The 22,433-nt window shown below is 40.2% G+C and carries 15 protein-coding genes; 7 read left to right on the forward strand and 8 right to left on the reverse strand.

Annotated features, from left to right (window positions below; genetic code table 11):
• Nucleotides 1-12: 12 nt before the first annotated feature.
• From JWR61_RS13450 to JWR61_RS13460, 3 genes are all read left to right on the forward strand, one after another.
• Complete coding sequence (locus JWR61_RS13450; RefSeq protein ID WP_301928290.1) at nt 13-3,603, forward strand: FG-GAP-like repeat-containing protein; 3,591 nt, start codon at nt 13-15, stop codon at nt 3,601-3,603.
• A gap of 116 nt (nt 3,604-3,719) precedes the next feature.
• A complete protein-coding gene (locus tag JWR61_RS13455) occupies nt 3,720-5,297 on the forward strand; it encodes a VCBS repeat-containing protein (RefSeq protein ID WP_301928291.1) in 1,578 nt (525 codons plus the stop codon).
• A gap of 43 nt (nt 5,298-5,340) precedes the next feature.
• Nucleotides 5,341-6,663, forward strand: coding sequence for a vanadium-dependent haloperoxidase (locus tag JWR61_RS13460; RefSeq protein WP_301928292.1), 1,323 nt, complete (start codon nt 5,341-5,343; stop codon nt 6,661-6,663).
• A 126-nt stretch (nt 6,664-6,789) separates the two neighbouring features.
• On the opposite strand, the gene JWR61_RS13465 is transcribed toward JWR61_RS13460, so the two are convergent.
• Both JWR61_RS13465 and JWR61_RS13470 read right to left on the reverse strand, forming a co-directional pair.
• The gene (locus JWR61_RS13465) at nt 6,790-8,754 is read right to left on the reverse strand and encodes a gliding motility-associated C-terminal domain-containing protein (protein WP_301928293.1); all 1,965 of its coding nucleotides are present in this window, start codon (nt 8,752-8,754) and stop codon (nt 6,790-6,792) included.
• Nucleotides 8,755-10,318: 1,564 nt separating this feature from the next.
• Nucleotides 10,319-11,617: a hemolysin family protein gene (locus JWR61_RS13470; RefSeq protein WP_301928294.1), complete on the reverse strand. Its 1,299-nt coding sequence runs from the start codon at nt 11,615-11,617 to the stop codon at nt 10,319-10,321.
• 162 nt (nt 11,618-11,779) lie between these two features.
• Between JWR61_RS13470 and JWR61_RS13475 the strand changes: the two genes are divergently transcribed.
• Nucleotides 11,780-13,240 (forward strand): NAD(P)/FAD-dependent oxidoreductase, encoded by a 1,461-nt coding sequence (locus JWR61_RS13475; protein WP_301928295.1) that lies wholly within the window; start codon nt 11,780-11,782, stop codon nt 13,238-13,240.
• A 16-nt stretch (nt 13,241-13,256) separates the two neighbouring features.
• Here JWR61_RS13475 and JWR61_RS13480 read toward each other — a convergent pair whose 3' ends face one another.
• Complete coding sequence (locus tag JWR61_RS13480; RefSeq protein WP_301928296.1) at nt 13,257-13,823, reverse strand: phosphatase PAP2 family protein; 567 nt, start codon at nt 13,821-13,823, stop codon at nt 13,257-13,259.
• Between the two features lie 63 nt (nt 13,824-13,886).
• On the opposite strand from JWR61_RS13480, the gene JWR61_RS13485 reads away from it, so the two are divergent.
• Nucleotides 13,887-15,872: an LTA synthase family protein gene (locus JWR61_RS13485; RefSeq protein ID WP_301928297.1), complete on the forward strand. Its 1,986-nt coding sequence runs from the start codon at nt 13,887-13,889 to the stop codon at nt 15,870-15,872.
• A 112-nt stretch (nt 15,873-15,984) separates the two neighbouring features.
• A complete protein-coding gene (locus JWR61_RS13490) occupies nt 15,985-17,910 on the forward strand; it encodes an LTA synthase family protein (RefSeq protein WP_301928298.1) in 1,926 nt (641 codons plus the stop codon).
• 235 nt (nt 17,911-18,145) lie between these two features.
• Here JWR61_RS13490 and JWR61_RS13495 read toward each other — a convergent pair whose 3' ends face one another.
• The 5 genes from JWR61_RS13495 to JWR61_RS13515 all read right to left on the reverse strand — a co-directional run bounded on the left by JWR61_RS13495 (nt 18,146) and on the right by JWR61_RS13515 (nt 21,071).
• On the reverse strand, nt 18,146-18,886 hold the full coding sequence (locus JWR61_RS13495) for a bifunctional 2-polyprenyl-6-hydroxyphenol methylase/3-demethylubiquinol 3-O-methyltransferase UbiG (protein WP_290339385.1): 741 nt from the start codon (nt 18,884-18,886) through the stop codon (nt 18,146-18,148).
• 12 nt (nt 18,887-18,898) lie between these two features.
• Nucleotides 18,899-19,195 carry a hypothetical protein gene (locus tag JWR61_RS13500; protein ID WP_290339384.1) on the reverse strand — a complete coding sequence of 99 codons (297 nt, stop codon included), beginning with the start codon at nt 19,193-19,195 and terminating at the stop codon, nt 18,899-18,901.
• Entirely contained in the window at nt 19,192-20,031 is an 840-nt protein-coding gene (gene surE / locus JWR61_RS13505; protein WP_301928299.1) for a 5'/3'-nucleotidase SurE, read from the reverse strand. Before surE ends, JWR61_RS13500 begins: the two co-directional genes overlap by 4 nt.
• A 68-nt stretch (nt 20,032-20,099) precedes the next feature.
• Entirely contained in the window at nt 20,100-20,558 is a 459-nt protein-coding gene (locus tag JWR61_RS13510; RefSeq protein ID WP_290339382.1) for a hypothetical protein, read from the reverse strand.
• Between the two features lie 168 nt (nt 20,559-20,726).
• Complete coding sequence (locus JWR61_RS13515) at nt 20,727-21,071, reverse strand: hypothetical protein (protein WP_301928300.1); 345 nt, start codon at nt 21,069-21,071, stop codon at nt 20,727-20,729.
• Between the two features lie 193 nt (nt 21,072-21,264).
• Between JWR61_RS13515 and JWR61_RS13520 the strand changes: the two genes are divergently transcribed.
• A complete protein-coding gene (locus JWR61_RS13520) occupies nt 21,265-22,251 on the forward strand; it encodes a glycoside hydrolase family 43 protein (protein WP_301928301.1) in 987 nt (328 codons plus the stop codon).
• Nucleotides 22,252-22,433 lie beyond the last annotated feature (182 nt).

A 22,433-nucleotide genomic window follows, 5' to 3' on the forward strand; every position in this document is an offset into this window, starting at 1 on the left:
AAAAGTAATTGTATGAAACCGAACTGTGGAATTGCTTTTTTATTATCTGTCGCCTCTTTCTGTTTTTCCTGCAAACAAAAAACTACCCTTTTTCATTTAGTTTCAGCGGATAAATCGGGGATATACTTTAATAACAAAATAGTTGAAAACGATTCCATAAATCCAATTGACATAACCAATATTTATAACGGTGGTGGCGTGGGAATAGGCGACTTTAATAATGATGGTTTGCAGGATATTTATTTCACAGGAAACCTGGTATCAAATAAATTGTACCTGAACAAAGGCAAAATGCATTTTGAAGATGTTACAGATGCGGCTGGCGTAAATGGAAAGGGTAAATGGTGCAGGGGAGTGTCCGTAATAGATATTAATAATGATGGGCTGCAAGACATGTATATATGTGCCTCCATGGATAAAGATCCGGAAAAACGAAAAAATCTGCTTTACATAAACCAGGGACCGGATAAAAATGGGATTCCGGCATTTAAAGAAATGGCTGCAGCATATGGCTTAGATGATACTACCCATTCTACCATGGCAGCTTTTTTTGATTATGATAACGACGGCGACCTGGATATGTACCTGGCAGTTAACCAGATTTTAAAAACAGTCAATCCTGCTATTTACAGGCCTAAGATAACAGATGGTACATTCGCCAGTACCGGCAGGCTGTATAGAAATGACATGAATGCTACCTTAAAACATCCTGTATTTACAAATGTGACCAAAGAAGCCGGGCTTACAATTGAAGGATACGGGCATGGGGTTTCCATCGCTGATATCAATAAGGATGGGTGGAAAGATATTTTTGTAACAAATGATTTTAATTCTAATGACCTGTTATATATAAACAATCATGACGGAACTTTTACAGATAAAGCATCATCCTATTTTAAACACACCTCGGCAAATGGTATGGGGCAGGATATTATCGACATCAATAATGATGGTTTACCTGATCTGGTAGAACTGGACATGAATCCTGAAGATAATTATCGGAAAAAAATGATGTTGAGCGCCGGCGGTTATCAAAATTACCAGAATAGCGATTATTTTAATTATCAGTATCAATACGTAAGAAATACCCTGCAGGTGAACCAGGGCCCAAGGATAAACAGAAACGATTCAATTGGCGACCCTGTTTTTAGTGACGTTGGCTATTTTGCCGGCATAGCAGAAACAGATTGGAGCTGGTGCCCTTTGGTGGCCGATTTTAACAATGATGGCTATCGTGACCTGGTAGTTACCAATGGATATCCCAAAGACATTACAGATCATGATTTCATCGCTTTTCGTCAACAGTCATCTGCAATAGCTTCCAAGGAATTTACCCTGCAGCAAATTCCCCAGGTTAAACTGCATAAATATGCATTTCAAAATAGCGGAAATCTCACTTTCAGTAATGTGTCATCCAGCTGGGGTCTTACTAACGTATCTTTTTCAAATGGGGCTGCATACGCAGACCTGGATAATGATGGCGATTTAGATATGGTTATTAACAATATCAATGATGAGGCTTCTGTTTATGAGAATACACTCAGGGATTCAAAACCAGCAGAAAGCCACTATTTAGGTGTACAACTCACAGGTGATTCGTTGAACAAAAACGGATTAGGGGCGTGGATAGAAGTTTATTATGGAGGTGGTATGCAGCAGGTTTATGAAGAAACACCGTACCGTGGATATTTATCATCTGTACAAACAAATGCTCATTTCGGCCTGGGTAATTACATGGCCATTGATTCAATTGTTATTAAATGGCCGGGTAACAAAAAACAAGTATTGAAAAATGTAAAGACCGATCAAACAATTACAATAGACATAAAAAACGCAACAGATACCTACTCGTGGACTCAAGACATATTTGCACGAAACAATTCATTCAAAGACATAACTGATAACCTCGGTATTCATTTCGTTCATCAGCAAAAAGATTATGTTGATTTTAATATTCAGAAATTATTGCCTCATAAACTTTCAGAGTATGGTCCCTCACTCGCTGCCGGAGATTTAAATGGCGATGGCCTGGATGATATTGTTGTTGGCGGTAATTCTATGGCTGGTGCAACTATTTTACTGCAAAAAAGCAATGGCGCATTTTCGCGGGATACTTTGCCCAAACCCATTCAAGATATAGCTATGCAGTTTCAGGACATGGGAACTACATTGTTTGACGCCGACGGCGACGGTGACCTGGACCTTTATTTATCTCATGGTGGTTTTGAAAGCAAAGCTAATACAGCAGCCTACCAGGATAAATTGTATATCAATAACGGTAAAGCGGGCTTCACTCTTGATTCTCTTGCATTGCCTCAAAACTTCACCAGCAAATCCTGTGTAAGGGCAATTGATTATGATAAAGATGGTGATCTGGACCTTTTCATTGCAGGAAGAGTTGACCCGTGGAATTACCCCAAACCGGTTTCTAGTTTTATTTACAGAAATGATTCCAAAGACGGGCACGTAAAATTTACCGATGTGACTTCGCTGGTGGCTAAAGATTTAAATAATATCGGCCTTGTATGCGATGCAGTTTTTACAGATTTTGACAATGATGGGTGGTTTGATTTAATACTGGCGGGAGAATGGATGCCGGTAACTTTTTTAAAAAATGACAAAGGAACTTTTAAAAACATAACTACAACTACTGGTATTGCAAACCAAATAGGGTGGTGGAACAGCATCGTTGCGGGTGATTTTGACAATGACGGTGATATAGATTATGTAATTGGAAACTTAGGAAAGAACTCATTTTATAAAGCAACGGACCAAACACCCGTTTCAATTTATGCCAAAGACTTTGATAACAATAATAGTTATGACGCATTTCCATCGATATACCTTCCGGTAAGCCAGCAAGATACCACCAAAAAAGAGTTTCCGGCACAAACCAGGGATGACGCTGTAAAGCAAATGATAGGGATGCGATCCAAATTTCAAAATTATAAATCATATGCTGTTGCCACCATGCAACAACTGTTTTCGAAAGACCAATTGAAAGATGCTTTAATTTTAAGGGCAAATAATTTTAATTCTTCCTTTGTACGGAATGATGGCGGAGGCAAATTTACACTTGTGCCATTGCCAGTTCAGGCGCAGCTATCAGCCTTAAATGGCATGGTAGCAGAAGATTTTGATGATGATGGAAACCTTGACCTGGTTATTAATACTAATGATTACTCAACTGATGTAACTGTTGGCCGTTATGATGCATTGAATGGATTACTCCTGAAGGGTGATGGCCAGGGAAATTTTAAACCACAGTCTATTCTGGAAAGTGGTATATATATTCCGGGCAATGGAAAGGCATTGGTAGAATTGAGAAGTGTAAATGGAAAATACCTGCTTGCTGCTGGCCAAAACCGGGGCCCGCTAAAAGTATTTGAACTAAAGAAGGATGCTCGCTTTATTTCTTTGGAGCCGGGCGATGAAAGTGCAGCGATCTTACTCAAGAATGGTAAGAAACAGAAAAAAGAATTGTATTATGGCTCGTCTTTTCTTTCTCAATCTGCAAGGTTTTTAAAAGTGAATGCCAATATGACCAATGTAACAATTACAGGCAGAAACGGGAAAACGAGGGTGGTAGCCACCATGCCATGAACAATCTTATGTACACCCGTTGCCGTTTTGATAATCACCTGATACTATAGATACCAATACGGCGTGGATTTGCTGGTATTTAAAAGCTGGTAATTTAAGAATTTTAATTGTCGAAAATGATTTCATTATATCAGGATATTTTTAAAATCAGGTGTTTTTTAGGGGTGTTAACTTTCCTTGTTATGCTTTCCTGTACTGATTTTAAAAAGAACCACGCACACAAAAACACACCGGATGCTGATATCGCCAAAGGAAAAGTTTTAGCCGGCACCTATTGTAAATCATGCCATCTGTTACCAGATCCTTCATTGCTTAATTCCAATAGTTGGGCAAATGGGGTGTTACCGCAAATGGGGCCCCGGCTGGGAATTTTTTATTATGGAAATAAAACATACCCTTCCAGCAAAAATGATCCCGCGGTACCGAAAAATTTTTATCCGGAGAAGCCATTAATCAGCACACAGGAATGGCAGTATATTGTTGGCTATTATACCGCATTGGCACCCGATACGTTAACTCAGCAAAAAAGCAATGCTGTTGTAAAAGATGGAGCTCAGTTATTTACGGTTGCAATGCCTGAATACAGGCGGTACATACCCACTACCACTTTCGTTCAGATAGATACTGTATTTAACCCACATCGGATAATGATGGCGGATATGGCCACAAAAAAAGTGTATAGTTTCAACAATCAATTGAAGCTTACTGATTCCATACCGGCCTTAAGCCCGGTTGTTGATTTAGAAAGAAATGAAAAAGGTTTTATAAGCTGTAACATAGGTATAATGAATCCAAATAATGGTAAGTTTGGAAGCGCTGCATTTATAGTTACCGATGTAAAAGGAAAGTTGAAAACCGACACCAGCATCAGCTTTAGCAACCTGGCAAGACCTGTACAAGTTACCGCTGCTGATTTTAACAACGATGGCCACAAAGATTACCTGGTTTGCGAATATGGAAATTTGGTTGGCGCTTTATCATGGATGGAAAATAAGGGAAGTGGTAAATTTGAGAGGCATGTAATAAGGGAAGTTCCCGGAGCCATAAAAGCGTATGTACGGGATGTAAACCAGGATGGATTGCCTGATATTTGGGCATTGTTTGCACAGGGTGATGAAGGCGTTTTTCTGTTTACCAATAAAGGTAAGGGCAAATTTGATCAGGAGCAGGTATTGCGCTTTCCGCCCATATATGGTTCGTCTTATTTTGAAATGGCAGACTTTAATAAGGATGGTAAACCAGATATCGTTTACACCTGTGGGGACAACGCGGATTACTCCATCGTATTAAAGCCATATCACGGAATCTATATTTTTTTAAATGATGGCACCAATCACTTTAAACAAACCTGGTTTTACCCAATGCATGGGTGTTTTAAAGCCATTGCGAGAGATTTTGACGGAGATGGAAACCTGGATATTGCAGCAATTTCTTTTTTTGCCGATTATGTAAAGCAACCGGAAGAAACTTTTATTTACCTTGCAAATAAAGGTAACCTCGATTTTCAACCATACAAAATACCCGGCACATCTGCCGGAAGATGGCTAACGATGGATGCAGGAGATTTAGACGGTGACGGAAAAACAGACCTGGTGTTGGGAAATTTTTCTATTGCACCATCTTCCATTAAGTCAGCTGCCAATTGGAAGGAAGGTCCTTCATTCGTTATATTAAAAAATACAATTAAAAAATAGCAAGATCTACTAATTACATTTTTGTCCAAAATATACAAATTAAATGAAAAGCTTATTCAAAAAATCCGGTTGCTATATATTGCTCTTTATTTTGATTACCGGTTGCCATCAAAAGAAAGTAGTACCAAAAATTTCCGATGCTGAAATACTGCATCAGAACGAGGATCTCCTTACGCAGATTATAATCTACGATGTATTTACGCCACCGGTAGCCAGCAGGATATATGTGTATTCTTCGCTTGCTTCTTACGAAGCTATAAAATACAGTAAGGAAGGAACTCCTTCGATAACTGAAAAATTAAAGGGCTTTGGTAAAATACCTGCACCTGAAAAAGGTAAAAAGTACGACTTTACGCTTGCTGCTACCAAGGCCTTTTTTACGGTGGTCAGAAATGTAAAAGTGTTTTCGGTGGATTCGTTAAAAAGCTATGAAGAAAACGTATACACGAATTTTAAAGAAAGCCTGGATGATTCAGTTTATGAACGTTCTGTTGCACTGGGGGATACAATTGGCAAAGTAATACTGGCCAGGGCAAAAACTGATGGCTATTTGCAGTCGAGGGGAAAGCCTAAACATCTTGGCAGCGAAGAGGCCGGCAAATGGAGACCCACACCGCCGGATTATTCGGATGGAATAGAGTGGTGCTGGAATACAATGAAGCCCATGATGTTGGATTCTGCGTCTCAGTTTATGCCGCCAAGGCCGCCTGCATTCAGCACCGATACCAACAGCGTTTTTTATAAAAATACCCGGGAGGTTTACAATATCGCAATAAATTTAACTGAAGAGCAGAAGGCAACGGCCCGTTACTGGGACGATAATCCGTTTGTAATTGAACACTCCGGACACATGATGTTTGGTAATAAAAAAATTACACCGGGCGGCCACTGGATGGGGATTACTGCAATTGCCTGTAAACAAACTCACGCGGATCAGGTAAAAACGGCACAGGCCTATGCGCTTACTGCCATTGCCATGTACGATGCCTTCATATCCTGCTGGGATGAGAAATATCGCAGCAATGTTATCCGGCCAGTCACTGTAATAAATGAATCAATAGACCAGGGATGGACACCTTATCTGCAAACACCCCCATTTCCTGAATATACCAGCGGGCATAGTACCATCACCCGTTCGGCTGCTGTTGTTTTGACAAAATTATTTGGTGATAATTTTGCTTTCCAGGATACAAGTGATCTTCGTTATATCGGCATGCAACGTCACTTTAATTCATTTGTACAGGCAGCGGATGAAGCTTCCATCAGCCGTGTGTATGGGGGCATTCATTATCGTAATAGTGTGGATGAAGGCGCTAATGCCGGAAGAAAAGTAGGAGAATATATAGTGGAGAAAATTATAAAATAAAGAGCAGTGTTTTTTACAGGGTCTGTATCAACGTGATTCAGGCCTTTTTTTTACGCGGATAAAGGATTGTAAATATTGTTGCATGAAAACTATTCTGCAGAACATCGTTTTCACTATATGCGTTTTTTATCTTAACAACATAACAGTTCCTTTGCGGATTATTTTTTTATTGGATGCAGTACGTATTTCAACATAGTAAACATAAGCTCCCGTGGCCTGAAGCTCAGATTTGTATCTGCCATCCCAGTAGCTGTTAATATTGGCACTTGAGTAAAGCAGCTTACCCCATTTGTTAAAGATGAGTAACTTAAATTGTTTGTAATTATTTGCAGCTGTTACCTGGAACTTATCATTTCTGCCGTCATCATTAGGGGTGAACGCGTTGGGTATAAAAATATCTCTAAATACTTTTATTTTGGCAGATGAGGTACCAGAACCACATCCAACCGTTGAATTTGCGTTCAATGTGTATACGGCATCTTCTGTAGGGTACACTGTGGGAGTTACCAAATGACTGTCATTAATGAATGTAGCTGGTGACCAAAAAAAATCAACCAGCGTTCCTGTAACGGTTGCATTCAATATTACAGAATCGCCCAGGTTTATGTTATGATCGGGCCCTGCATTAACATACAGGTTTTGGAGCACACTTACTTTAACCCAGGCAGAATCCCTGCACCCAAAAACATTGCTGATGGCAACGTTATATATAGTGGTGTTATTAGGGGATGCTACTGGATTTGCAATAGTGGGGCTGGATAAGTCGTTGGACGGTGTCCATTGATATTGTTCGCCACCTGCAGCGGAAAGAACCACAGACTTTCCCTGGCAAATTGATGCTTCGGGCTTGTTGATGGAAATGGTAACCCCCGGGAAAACCCCCAGGTAGAAACTATCTAATGTGCTGCAGCCAGAATTATAGGATTGTGCCAGCTGGTATAATCCAGTGTCGGAAAATTGCACATTTGGAACAATGGACAAACTGTTATCAGACAGGTATCCATTTGGCCCGGTCCATAAAGCCGAGGTAGCAATGTCTGACCGATAGGGGAGGATCACATCTTTTCCAAGGCATCCGCGAATACTTTTTGGAGCTAAATGCGCAGGCAGGGGATGAACATTGGTCACGATAAAGTTAGAAGTTATCCAACATTTTGCAGAACCCATATTGGATCTTTCTGCCAGCAATATCCTGTACAGCACCATACCTGAATCCCTTCTTGGAATCGAATAAGTTGAAGAGGTAGCCCCGGTGATATTTTTCCATGTTTTACCGCTATCGACACTATTTTGCCATTGCGTTACAGGGTCAGTAAATCCGGGCTCAAAAGACGCCCCTAATATGAATGGATTTGAATAGCCTGCACATACATTTACAGGCTCAGCACTGGTATCCAGCGTAGCCTTTATCGCCGGACCACACATGGCAAATGTTATGTCATCTATTGCAAAGGCGCTTCCACAGCCATATCCAGGAGTTGTTTGCACGATAATTTTTACATCATTGATATTGGGCGGCATTACAAAGGATACCCCATATTGTTTCCATACTTTATCGGCTGTAACGGGTATATTACCAGTACTGTTACTGGCTAAAATAGTTCCCGACAGCGTTTCGACGGTAAAATTTATATTAGGCAATACTGGGGTACCCCCGCATGTAATTGGCTGCATTACGTTTGTAATCCATGCGGCAAACTGGTAATTGGTATTACCACACAATTCATGAACAGTATCGGTGTAAATTACTCCTGGTGTACTTTCTGCATTTACTATCATATAGGCACCCCCCTCATCCTGGGTGTGGTCGCCTGCTAATAAAAACCATGTATGGTCACCACAGCCCAGCAAAAAATTGGTAACACTGTACGTTCCTTTACCAGGGCAACCGCCGGAATAATCAAAGGATGTGGCTGAAGCAGGCAATTTTGAGCTCTTTACACCAAATGTAACATTTACAACGGGGTCACCCAGGTTACCGTTGCAAAGTTGCGCTTGTAAACCAAATGGGACAAAAAGCAGACAACAAATAGCAAAGCAAATTTTGTCAGTCATGTATGCTCCCCGGTGGCATGTCAATATTATTTTCAATACCTGAGTGTTTAACAATATGGAGCTAATTCGTTTTTGATAATAACGTTCTTCAAAAAGACGAGACCGTAAAATGGTCCCTCCTGAACATGCTATGAAATTAGGTACTTATTTTTTATTCTCTCGCTTTACCCAGTACTAATTTCCTGCAACTTACTGCCTGTATTTATTGATTTTTATGCATTGCGATGAAGGTTAGATTTACAAGAATGATGCTAAGCAGGTCCGGAGAAGATTGCACCAGGAAACATGTAACCAAGGCTCTTTTTAGCCGGAGTGTTTATCTGCAGTTTTCTATGGGGTATAAAGAAGAGTAAGATTATTTTTCTTCATTTAATTATGGGGGAAACCTGGCAGCAAGACAAAATATTACTGAAAAAAAATAGTCCTTCCGTAGAAACGGAAGGACATTAACGATTGCTTGCCATATGAAAATCTTAAAAAAGTAGAATTGATCTCCTCAACATCTCACTGCACATTAGGGATTGTTATCTTTTTACTTCTCCCGGCTTTTTGTATGTGCCCTTATTTCTTTTGTAAAAGTAGTCTGTACACCTGTGTGTAAAAAACTATCTTATAAGATGTTTAATGACCGTTAAGTATATCCATATCAAGGAAAAGGCCTGTTGCGTTTGATTCACACCATGTTATTTTAATGATGGCCAACATAAATGTGGTGCCTGAATTTGTCCTGCGAAAAAATTCTACCGACCGTTTACAGACAGTATTCCCAATAAACGGCATGGAGCAATTGCAGCAATCGGTTCGCAAGGCAAATACTATTATTGCTTAATTGCATGCAAATCATCTTATATAAATCGAAAATAGTAGCCGGAAAATTTGCAAAAAATGAGGTTAGGGTTCTCGAGATAATACCATGGCAGTCTGCGTGAACTGGTGTTTATCCTCACAAACGGCACTGAAATTATTGAGAAATACTAAGATGATGAACAGGATGCCCGGTCTTCACAAAAAAATAGGTATTCCTATTATTTTCCGGTATAAGTTTATATTGTATATATACATTTAAGCAAAGCCAATCATACAGAAAAAACGAGTGACCACAAAAAAATAGTCCTTCCGTAGAAACGGAAGGACTTTAACGATTGCTTGCCATATGAAAATCTTACAAAACTGTTAAAATTATTTTATTATTAAATTGTTACGCTTTATATTTGCGCAGTACTAACGATTGATTGCCTTTTTCTCGAAATTACCGCTTAACAACAACGCCCATATTTCTTTTGTAAAAGTAGTATGGGCGTTTGTATATAAAAAATTAAATTGACGGCAATTTAATGATGGTTAAACTCCTTTTAAATTTATAAAGTATTGTTGTACAGAGTTTAGCACCTGCTTTTATCATGATATCCAAAAGTTTTTCTTTCTTATTATAAAAAATTTTATTTTAGTTTAATTTACTAAAATAAGAAGGATATTTCCACTTTATAGGTAAAATAAATATATTATATATTATTTAATATAAAAGTCGGAAGCGGTACTGACTAATAAAGAATAAAAAAGCAGGCTGTGGAATAAGGTATAAGCAGCGATATAAATGAAATTACTCTTCCATATTATCTTTTAATTCTTCCGATATCTTCACCAATAACTTGTCAATTCGCTGGCCATCCATGTCAACAATTTCAAATTCAAAACCCCGCCAATCGAATGTATCGCCGGTTTTAGGAATTCGTTCCAGTTCATGCAATACAAAACCCGCCACGGTATCAAATTCATGTTCACCTTCATTCATCCATTCTGTCTTTTCAAAATGGCTTAAAAAATCGTAAAACGTAATCTGGGCGTCAACCAGGTAGCTTCCGTCAGCACGCTCAGTAATTTCATACTCTTCCTGGCCGGTCTGCGGTACGTCTCCTACAATAGCTTCCAGTATATCATTCAGCGTAATCATGCCTTCCAGTGTGCCATATTCATTTACTATAAAGCAACTATGAATTTTTGTTTGCTTTATCTTTTCAAGCAATTGATAAGGGCTGTTATTTTCGGGTACAAACAGTGCCGGTTTGATAAGTGCTTTCAATGGGGTTGCCGGTGCGGCTTTCAACAGGTCTTTAATATAAATAAGCCCCTTGATATCGTCCACCGTTTTCTCGCAAACAGGGTAAGTCGAATAAGTAATCTGGTCAAATTTTTCAGTAACTGTTTGTACCGTGTCATCAATATCAAACCAGGCAATTTCAGTACGGTGCGTCATTAAAGAAGTAATATTACGGTCACCCAAATGAAATACCCTTTCAATAATTTCTTTCTCCTCTGTTTCAATGGTGCCGTGTTCGCTCCCCTCGCTTATCATAGCTTTAATTTCATCTTCCGTTACCGCATTATCGCTGGCTACTTTAACGTTGAAAATTTTAAAGATGATGTTGGTGATGGTATTCAGTAACCATACAATGGGGTAAACTATGGTGGAAAGGATGTTCATTGGTCCCGCTACCAGCCGGGCAATTTTTTCCGCCCTTAGCATTCCCATTCTTTTAGGTACCAGCTCTCCTAAAATAATTGACAAAAATGTCACCAGCATTACTATCAATACCGTAGAAATAGTAGTAGCATAGGGCTTAAGCAAATCAAATTTTTCCACAAAAGGCTTCAGGTGCATGCTGAATTTCTCGCCCGAGTATACACCCGTCAAAATGGATATTAATGTAATGCCAATTTGAGCGGTAGATAAAAATTTCTCCGGATTAGCTGCCAGGTCCAATGCGGCTTTTGCCTTCTGATCTCCTTTATTGCCAAGGCTTTCCAGTCTTCCCTTACGGGCACTCACCAGGGCAATTTCACTCATTACAAAAAGCCCGTTTACAATAATAAGGGCCAGTAAAATAAATATTTCTGTCATAAAATTTAACTAAAACCGCCGTTTGAGAACAGCGGTAGTTGATGCAAATATCTACAATCTAATCTAAAACACGGATTTAAACGTTAGGCAAACTGTTTATGGTGTTGGAATACAGCATTATTTTTTTGATAGCTGCTTAGCATTTACATTTGCCCGGTCGTTATGAATAAACAGAAAATTGCCATTATTGGTGCCGGCCCTGCTGGACTTACAGCAGCCTACCAGTTAGCCAAAGCGGGTCAGGAGGTAACTGTTTTTGAAGCTGATGCGCAGTATGTGGGAGGCATATCAAGAACCGAAAATTACAAGGGGTATTTATTTGATATCGGTGGTCACCGTTTTTTTTCCAAAAACAAAGAAGTGGAAGATCTATGGACAGAAATTTTGCCCAACGATATGCTGGAAAGACCAAGAAGCTCCAGCATTTTTTATAAACACCTTTTTTTTTCTTACCCGCTAAATGCCATTGAAGCATTGCGTAAACTCGGGGTAGCTGAATCGATACACTGTGTATTGAGTTATCTAAAAGCAAAAATGTTCCCGGTAAAAAAGCCACTCAATTTTGAAGACTGGGTCAGCAATCATTTTGGCAGGCGGTTGTACAGCATTTTTTTTAAAACCTATACAGAAAAAGTTTGGGGCATACCCTGCAGGGAGATATCTGCAGATTGGGCTGTTCAACGCATTAAAGGATTGTCGTTGAGCAGAGCCATTATAAATGCCGTTATAAAGCCGCCCGCTGGAAGTAAGAGGCCCATCATTAAAACGTTGATTGATACCTTCCGCTATCCCAGGCTTGGGCCGGGAATGATGTGGACTGCCTGTGCTGAAAAAAGTAAAGCGATGGGAGCAAGCATCCTGATGAATGCAACAGTTAATGCAATTTCGTTACAGCAAAACAAATGGCAACTTACAACTTCAACAGGTGCTACTTTCGGAGGTTTTGATTATGTTTTATCCTCTGCTGCAATTGCACAATTGCTGCCGGCAGTTGCGCCGGCGTTACCAGCTGCCGCATTACAGGCAGCCAAGCAATTAAAGTACCGCGACTTCATCACCGTTATTTTAATTTTAAAAGATGAACATACATTTAAAGAGAACTGGATTTATGTGCATGATCCTGCAGTAAAAGCAGGCAGGGTACAAAATTTTAAATCCTGGAGCCCGGATATGGTACCAGATAAAAGCATGGCTTGTTATGGCCTGGAATATTTTTGTTTTCAAGGAGACGGGATGTGGCAAAGCAGTGATGCCGAATTAATTATGCTGGGCAAAAATGAAATTGAAAAAATTGGACTTGCGCAGGCATCGGCGGTGAAAGACGGATATGTGGTGAGGCAAAAAAGGGCTTACCCTGTATACGATCACAGCTATAAAGAAAACATAGCGCTGGTAAAGGAAGCATTGCGCCAATACCCGGGTTTATATTTAATGGGCCGCAACGGAATGCATAAATATAATAACCAGGACCATAGCATGATGACGGCGATGCTTGCAGTAAAAAATATTCTTGCCGGAGAAGAACTATATGATTTATGGAAAGTAAACCAGGATGCGGAATACCACGAAGAGGGCGAAAGTGCAGCCCACAAAGGAGGCAGAATGATACCTGAAAAATTATAATTGTATGTTTAGGATTTTACCCCAATCCAAATTTTTGATTAAATATTCTGCCTGCTAAATAACCAACCCCAAGACCAATAAGCGTACCACCTAAAATATCTGTCGGATAATGAACCCCGATGTACAACTGGGCATACGCAACTCCAAATGCCCAAACAAAAAACAACCATGGCCAGGTTTTGAACTCCCTGGATAAAGTGATGTAAAAAAACATCGCCATACCAAAATGATTGGCAGCATGCGACGAGACAAAGCCACTGCTTTGTGGCAGGTAAATGCCTTTAAATAACCGGATCCATCCCCCTACTGCGGGGTCATTGCAGGGCCTTAACCGCACAATGTGTTCCTTTAACAAATCACTGCTGATGTAGTTGCAAACAACAACGGTAGCCAGGGCAAGCAGTATCCATTGCCACCAGGTTTTTTTATAATTGATGATTATAAATAAAAACAAAAAAAGATACAGTGGCAGCCAGGTATTGGGATTGCGCATGGCTGGAAGCAAGCCATCTAAAAAGCTGTTGTGCCACTGCGCATTGATGTGATGTAATACCATCCGGTCCCACTGCTGTATTGATTGCATTTGTTAATTAATTATAGCCAAAAATAATTAATCTATTTTTGCAGGCAGTTTAATTTTATTACAATGAGTTTTTATAAAAAGTTACCCGGGCTGGTTAGATGGATTATTGCCGTGCTGCTCGTTTTTTTATTTGTAATGACTGCTTACCGTTTTTTCTTTTTCTTTAAATATAACCCGCCGGGAAAACCTTTTTCGGGCTCTGCTTTTTTAATGGGGCTAAGGTTTGATATAAAGTTCGTTTCTATTTTAGGAGTGGTAATGCTGGTACTGTGCGGCCTGCCTTTTGTAAATCCATTGCGGAATAAAATCGCAAAAAAAATATGGATGGTCTTGTTGTCTGTGATATTGATAGTAGTGCTGTTGTTTTATGTGGTGGACTATTTTTATTATGATTACCTGCAGCAACGCTTAAACGCTTCTATACTCAACTATTCCAGTGATGCCAGCATATCAACACACATGGTGATGGAATCTTATCCTGTGTTCAAGACACTGTTTGTTGTGTTACTCATTGCCTTGTATGCTTTTTATATATTTAACCGGATGCTAAAAAATCATCCGGCGACGGAATTGCCTAAACGAAAATTTTCTATCTTTTATATTCTTTTTTTCTTGTTGCTCGCATTGGGTGTATTTGGTAAACTGGGGCAGTTTAACCTGCGCTGGAGCGATGCGTTTTCACTAAGTGATAATTTTAAAGCCAACCTCTCGCTCAATCCGTTTCAGAGTTTTTTTAGTACGCTTAATTTTAAAGATACAAGGCCTGATATAAAAAAAGTACGTGCTGCTTACCCCGAAATAGCCAGGTACCTGAACGTGCAGCAACCAGACAGTGTTCATTTAAATTATGAAAGAAATATTGTCTCCAATAATTTGACTGGTACTCATCCCAACGTGGTAATTGTTATTTGCGAAAGCTTTAGTATGTATCGCAGCAGCATGAGCGGTAATCCATTAAACACAACCCCTTATTTTAATTCGCTTTGTAAAAATGGTGTTTTTTTCGACCGCTGTTTTACACCTTCTTATCCTACTGCCCGTGGCGTATGGGCCACGGTTACGAGTCTTCCGGATGTACTGGGCGATAATAACCGTTCTGCAAGCCGCAACCCTGAAGTTGTCAACCAGCAGCTTATCATCAACGATTTTAAAGGGTATGATAAATTTTATTTTTTAGGCGGCGATCCTTCCTGGGCCAATATTAAAGGCGTGCTACTGAACAATATTGACAGCCTGCATTTATACAGCCAGGAAAATTTTAAAGCAAAGAAGTTGAATGTATGGGGCATTGATGATAAGAATTTGTTTTTAGAAGCCAACAACACATTGGCGAAGCAACAACGTCCGTTTTTCGCCATAATTCAAACAGCCGATAATCACCGGCCTTATTCAATACCAGCGGGCGACCTTGGCGAGTTTAAAAAAGTGAATTATCCCGATGACAGTATTCATAAATATGGCTTTGAAAATATTGATCAACTGAACGCTTTCCGCTATACTGATTTTTGTTACCAGCAATTTTTTGAAGCGGCTAAAAGGGAAAAATATTTTGACAACACCATTTTTGTTTTTGTAGGCGATCATGGCATCGCCGGTAACGCAAGTGCGCTTTATCCTTCCAGCTGGACGGAGCAGCGGCTTACACAGGAACATGTACCCTTGCTTTTCTATGCCCCCAAATTATTGCAACCCAAACTGGTACATACTGTGTGTTCTCAGGTAGATATCGTTCCTTCTGTTGCTTCTTTATCTAACCTTTCTTACCACAACAATTCCATGGGCAAAAATTTATTTGATACAATTGACAATGCAGCGAAATATGCATTCATCATTGATCATGACACAAAAAACATAGGCGTGGTAAACGACCGCTATTTCTATTCAAAAAATTTAAGTACTAAAAAGGAAACGATTGTTTCTGTAACAGATAATAACCCGGTGCCGGTTACGGCGACTACAGACAGCATTAAAAATAATATGGCGAAACTAACAACGGCATATTACGAAACTGCACGGTACCTATTATTCAACAATAAAAGAAAATATTAGCATATTCAATCTGGTTTCGGTATCTGTCCAATAAATAACAACTGTAATTATGTTCACCCGGTGGCGCTTTCCCAAAACAATCCAATGGATAATAAACTTGTTTATTATCTACTTGTCCATATTTACGGGCTTTCGCGTCATTACATTAATTTGCTTTAAACCTGCTGCCACAAAGGTTGCAGACCTGTTACCCTCTTTTTGGCTGGGCTTACAATACGATTTGCGCTGGATTGGTATTGTGCTGCTGCCAATAGCATTTATATCCTTGTTTCCCAAATTTTCTCCTTTCTATTCTGAGCGGTGTAAAACCGGCTGGGCCATTTACCTGGCAGTAGTAACCTTGTTCGTGTTGTTTTTTTTCGGTGCCGATTTTGGGCATTTTGCCTACGTAAATACCCGCTTAAATGCAAGCGCTCTAAACTTTGCAGAAGATGCTAAAATATCTTTTGAAATGTTATGGCAAAGTTACCCGATGGTTTGGATTTTTGCCGCCTTGGTAGGCGCCGTGGGCATGATGGGCTGGATGTTTTCCAGAACACATGTAAGCGTGGAGGAACGCAATATCAACATACATAAATTTAGTTATAACCGCCGCTGGCATGGCGCAGCCATTATTTTATTGCTTTGGTTTTTGTTTGGCTTTTTAGCTTTTAAACCACTGCGCTGGCGGGATGCGTTTACGCTGAATGATAATTTTAAAAGCTACCTGGCATTAAATCCTTTGCAGAATTTTTTTACCACGCTGCAGTTTCGTAAACCCGCCCTGGATGAGGGAAAAGCAAAACAGTATTATCCTGTCATCAGCGATTTTTTACAGCTGAATAAAACCGGCGGACCTGCCACTGGTTACGAGCGCACCATTAACCCTGGTAGCCGCTCGCTCGAAAGTCAGCCGAATATTGTGCTGGTAATTTGCGAAAGCTTCAGCATGTATAAAAGCAGTATGAGCGGCAACCCTTTAAACAGTACGCCCTTTTTTAATGAGCTAACGCAGCAGGGTATTTTTTTCGACCGTTGTTTTTCGCCCACATTTGGAACGGCACGTGGCGTGTTTGCTACCCTGACCGGCATACCGGATGTACAGCTCTCCAAGTTTAGCAGCCGCAACCCCCAATCGCTCAATCAGTACAGCATCATCAATAATTTTGAGGGGTATGATAAATTTTATTTTCTAGGTGGCAGCAGCGACTTTAATAATTTTCGTGGGCTTGTTTCCACCATTAATGATGTGCATATTTACGAGGAAGGAAAATTTAGTGCGCCCAAGTTAAATGTGTGGGGCATCAGCGATAAAAATTTATTTTTAGAGGCCGACAAAGTGATGAAGCAACAAAAGAAGCCCTTCTTCACCATCATACAAACCTCCGACAATCACCGCCCTTATTCTATACCGGAAGAGGATAAAGATTTTGTGAAACGCACTGTAGCTGTGGAAGAGTTGCATAAATATGGCTTTGAGTCACTGGCAGAATTCAACGCATTTTGTTATACCGATTATTGCTACAGTAAATTTATAGAAGCCGCAAAGCTGTCGCCCTATTTTGACAATACCATTTTTATTTTTATGGGCGATCATGGCGTGGAGGGCGATGCCGACGCCATGTATCCCAAAGCCTGGACTGATCAGCGGTTGAATGATGAACACATTCCTTTGCTGTTTTATGCACCTGCTTTACTGGTGCCGCAAAAAATTACTACCACGGCTTCGCAAATTGATGTATTGCCTACGCTTGCGGGAATGATACACCAACCCTATACCAATAAAACACTTGGAAGGGATTTACTGCATTCATCAACAAAAGAAAACGCTGCCTTTATTATTCACCATGACGAGGGGAAAATTGGTATTGTAAATGACGATTTTTTTTACATCAAAAACTTGTGGATCAGCCAGGAAGAACTGGTTCCCGTTCGCAATGACGCACCGTTGCTTTCGCCCCAACAAACAGATTCTGTCAAGCGGCATTTGTCTCAATTAACCAGTGCCATGTATGAAACCGCAAGATGGATGCTGGTGAACAATCATGCGAAACAGTGACCTTGCTTTTATTTAAGTTACAAATAGCAACAGTGTATGCAACCTGGAAGTGCTGACCGAAGAACAAAGCGTACAAGAGGGCGATGCAAGGATGTTGAACAATGGTTTGTTGACTGGACAAAGAGTTTTTGGTTTTGTCCGAACAGCTTGCCCTGATTGCACTTCAGTGGCGTCGCACACTTATACAACATATTTTTATGGCAGCTTTATTGAAGCGTAGGTATGATTGCGGTGCTTACACTTTTTTTGCAATCATAATTAAGCGGGGTGATTTTTTTACGTCGTATTTACCAAAGTTATAATCACCATACACTTCCTGTATTTGCAAACCCTGGTAGGCAAACATGTCTGTAAAATCACCAAGCGAAAATTTGGCTACTTTTTCCTGGTAAACCAATGGTTCAGGGAGGGCCTCATCTTCTACCGTTATTTTTTTATAGAAATGTGTTTCATCAAACCACTTGGTAATGAAATAATTTACGCCGTCAATTTCCTTGTCAAACTGGTGCACCAAATGGTCTTCTGCATAATGAACATTTAAATAATCCAGCACAAAACGACCTTCTTTTTTTATTGCCTGGGCAATGGTTCGGATGGCATTGTCATGTTCCCGCTGTGTGGCAAAATAGCCAAAGCTGGTAAAAAAATTAAAGGCATAATCAAAGTAGTTGATGCGGAAAGGGAGGCGCATATCATGCAAATAAAAATGCAGGTTACCGGCCTCGTGCTGCAAAGCTTCTTTAATACTGTCTTCGCTTAAATCAATGCCAATTACTTCAAAACCTTTTTCAGCAAGGTGTATAGAATGCCTGCCCTTACCACAGGCTACATCCAGCATATAGGCACGGGCAGTTGGTTTCAGGTGATCAATTAAAGCATCAATAAACCTGGCGGCTTCCTGTTCGTCCCTGTTAAAGTAGAGCTGGTGATAATAAGGCGAGTTAAACCAATCTTTAAACCAGGGGTGCGATTGCATAGTAGTGATTTGTTAACCGAAAAATTTAATGAGCAATGCGGTGATAGCGTAGATGACCGTTACCAAAAAAATTCCTTTGGCAGTTTTATCTATTCTTGCGTTTACATACAATGTAAAAAGCAACGCATTGGCAAACAGTGATACACTTATCCAGGCGGTTATCAGGTTATGGTTAAGGGTCATCCACTGGTACATTTCCTTCAGCGAAAACATGCGGTACTTCAGCAGCTTGAAAATGCCAAAGCCTGCAACGGGACCAAGGAGGCCGAGCACAATGCCAAGGCCATAATTATCTTTTTTAAATATCATTTTATTTTCCAGGTTTTTTCAAGCTGTGCTTTTAAAGGATAGTTGGTAAGGTCGAAAATAACAGGTACAACACTGATGTAATTATTTTCCAGCGCCCATACATCGGTGTCTTTTCCTTTATCAAAATTTACAAAGGCGCCCGTTAGCCAGTAATAGTTTTTGCCATGCGGATCTTTGCGTTGTTTAAAGTCTTCTTCGTATTTGGCATACGCTTGTCTGCATACTTTTACACCTTTTATCAGTTCCATCGGTATATCAGGAATATTCACATTCAGCAGTAAATGCTTGTCCATTTTTTTCTTTAGTAACGACTCTACAATTTGTCTTACATAATGCCTTGCCGGTGCAAAATCGGCCTCGTAGTTATAACTCATCAGCGAAAAACCAATACTTGGAATACTCTCAATACAAGCTTCCATGGCCGCACTCATGGTACCGCTATAAATTACATTGATAGAATGATTGGCGCCATGGTTAATGCCACTCAGGCAAAGGTCAGGCTTGCCATGCAGTATTTTATCTACGGCAAGTTTAACACAGTCTACAGGCGTGCCGCTGGTATGCCAGGCTTCCACCCCTTCAAATAAATCGCTCTTGCTCATTCTTAACGGCTGACCAATGGTGATAGCGTGCCCCATGCCGCTTTGGGGTTTGTCGGGTGCCACCACTACAATTTTGCCAAGGCCTTTTACCGCCTCTACCAAATTGCGTATACCCGGCGATGTTATACCATCATCGTTGGTGATAAGTATAGTTGGAAGTTTAGTTTTTTTAGCAGCAGCCATCGTTTGTTTCTTAATTGATAATTTATAAATGGATAATGGATATTTTTTCAATTCAGAATTATTTAATGGATAATTATTGTTTTCATTATCAAATATCCATTCAATAATTATCCATAAAACTAGCTTGTTCTAAACAGCGGCCTTGCAATCGCTTCGCGGAAGGGCCATGGAATAGAGGCAAGAATCAATATAATAGCCAGGCCAAAAAAGATCAGCATTTTTTTGTGTTTTGCCACATCTGTGCCGGCTTTTTTAACGGTTGCCCTGCCCACATGTACCAACACCCATGCTACCAACATCATGGTTAAATGTTCCATGGTAAAAAAACGGGTATAAGGATCTTTCATGTTATTGCCCAAATCTTTCAGCCTGGCAAACCAGCCATTATTGAAATACAAAATCAACCCTACCAATAACTGTATATCACAGCTGATCATAAAAAACAAGTTGCTGCGGTTATCATTGGCAGTAAAAGAGCGCTTGCCAAAATAACCTGTCAGGCCGTTGATTAAAGTCCAAACCCCAAATAGTACCACTGCCCAGCGCAGTAAATTATGAATTACCAGTATTGCTTGCATAATATTCGTTTTTTTACAAAAGTAAGGGCAAACCCCTTCATCTATAAAAATTTGTTCAATAGTTTAAAGAAGATAAAAGCGGGCAGGAGCAGTGCAAAAATTGCGGACTGATTGCAATGCGATTTTTAAACGATGGAGCAAGTGTTTTGTTGTTTGCAGTAAAATTTTTCAGTAAGTGACTGCCGTATTAGTGGGGCTTATAAACGCAATGTATTTGCCTGCGGCAGGGTGGGTGCCTTCTATTCTTAAATTTTGCTGTGGAATGTATTCGAAGGTCTCCCTGTTAGCATCAAACATGGTCGGCAATTCGTTCACGGTAATTTCGCGGGTTAACAAATATACAATACCCCTTTTACCTGGATAACTGGTAACAATATGTACCTCACTCTCTATTTTTATATTACTACCTCCAACAATAAAGTCAACGGTGGCTTCAAAACAATCTGCACCTAAAGGGTTGGTAAGTTTAAAATCCTGTATAAAATCACGCAGTGGCGGGCAGGCATACTTCATAAGCCGAATGTAGAGACATATTTTTAAAAAGCAAAATATTTTCACGCAACGCCATTTCACACAGCGGACACAACTAAAACAAAGTAACAAAGTAATTATGCGTTGTTTTCTTTGATCCTCTGTTCGCTTTGTGTGAAATGGCTTCGTGTGAAACAAAATCGGTTTATCTTTAGCTCCTATTAAATACGTTGCAATGACTAAGCCTGCTATATTTTTTTTCTCTTTATTATTCCTGGCGCTATCGATAACAGCACAACCAACATCGCGGCCTGTTACCAGCGGCAACCCCTTATTTCCGGGCTGGTATGCCGATCCGGAAGGGGTGATTTTCGGGAAGCAATACTGGATTTATCCCACCACTTCAGATAAGTATGACAAGCAGGTTTTCTTCGATTGTTTTTCATCCCCCGATTTAATTACCTGGAAAAAGCATGACCATATTTTAGATACTTCGGCTGTACACTGGGCCAGGCGTGCCATGTGGGCACCAGCGATTGTAGAAAAGGGCGGCAAATACTATTTATTTTTCGGGGCCAACGATATTCAAAACAACAATGAAAAAGGCGGTATCGGCGTGGCAGTGGCCGACAAGCCCGAAGGCCCGTTTAAAGATTACCTGGGCAAACCGCTGATAGACCAGTTTTATAACGGAGCTCAACCAATTGACCAGTTCGTATTTAAAGATGTTACCGGACAGTATTATATTATTTACGGGGGCTGGCAGCATTGTAACATTGCCCGGTTAAAAAGCGATTTTACTGGCCTGGAAACTTTTGAAGATGGTACCACCTTTAAGGAAATTACTCCCGGTGGCTACGTAGAAGGGCCCCTGATGTTTATCCGTAAAGGGCAGTATTATTTGATGTGGTCGGAGGGCGGATGGACAGGCCCGGACTACAGCGTGGCCTATGCTGTAGCCAAATCTCCTTTTGGTCCGTTTAAACGCATTGGTAAAATATTACAGCAGGATCCCGCTATCGCTACCGGCGCCGGGCATCATTCTGTGATACAGGTTCCCGGTCAGGATAAATGGTACATTATTTACCACCGGCGGCCGTTGACGGAAACTGACGGCAATTCAAGGGAAACCTGTATTGAGCGAATGTATTTTGATACACAGGGACTGATCAAAAAAGTGACAATTACCAAAACCGGCGTTGAAAAAAACAAGCTGAAATAAAAGCAATTCCATAGGCATTTAAATAGCCATTTCCTCCAAAAATAAGCCGCCCTGATGCGGTACCGCAGCCCGTATGTTTTAAAGCATATCAAAATATGATTATCATCACAGAATAATTTTTTGATAGCGGCTAAATTGCAGCCGTTCTGACTTGCCCTGGCAAGGAGAGTTGTGTATTGTTG

Source organism: Ferruginibacter sp. (assembly GCF_028288465.1).
In the GTDB taxonomy this organism is placed as follows: Bacteria; Bacteroidota; Bacteroidia; order Chitinophagales; family Chitinophagaceae; genus Ferruginibacter.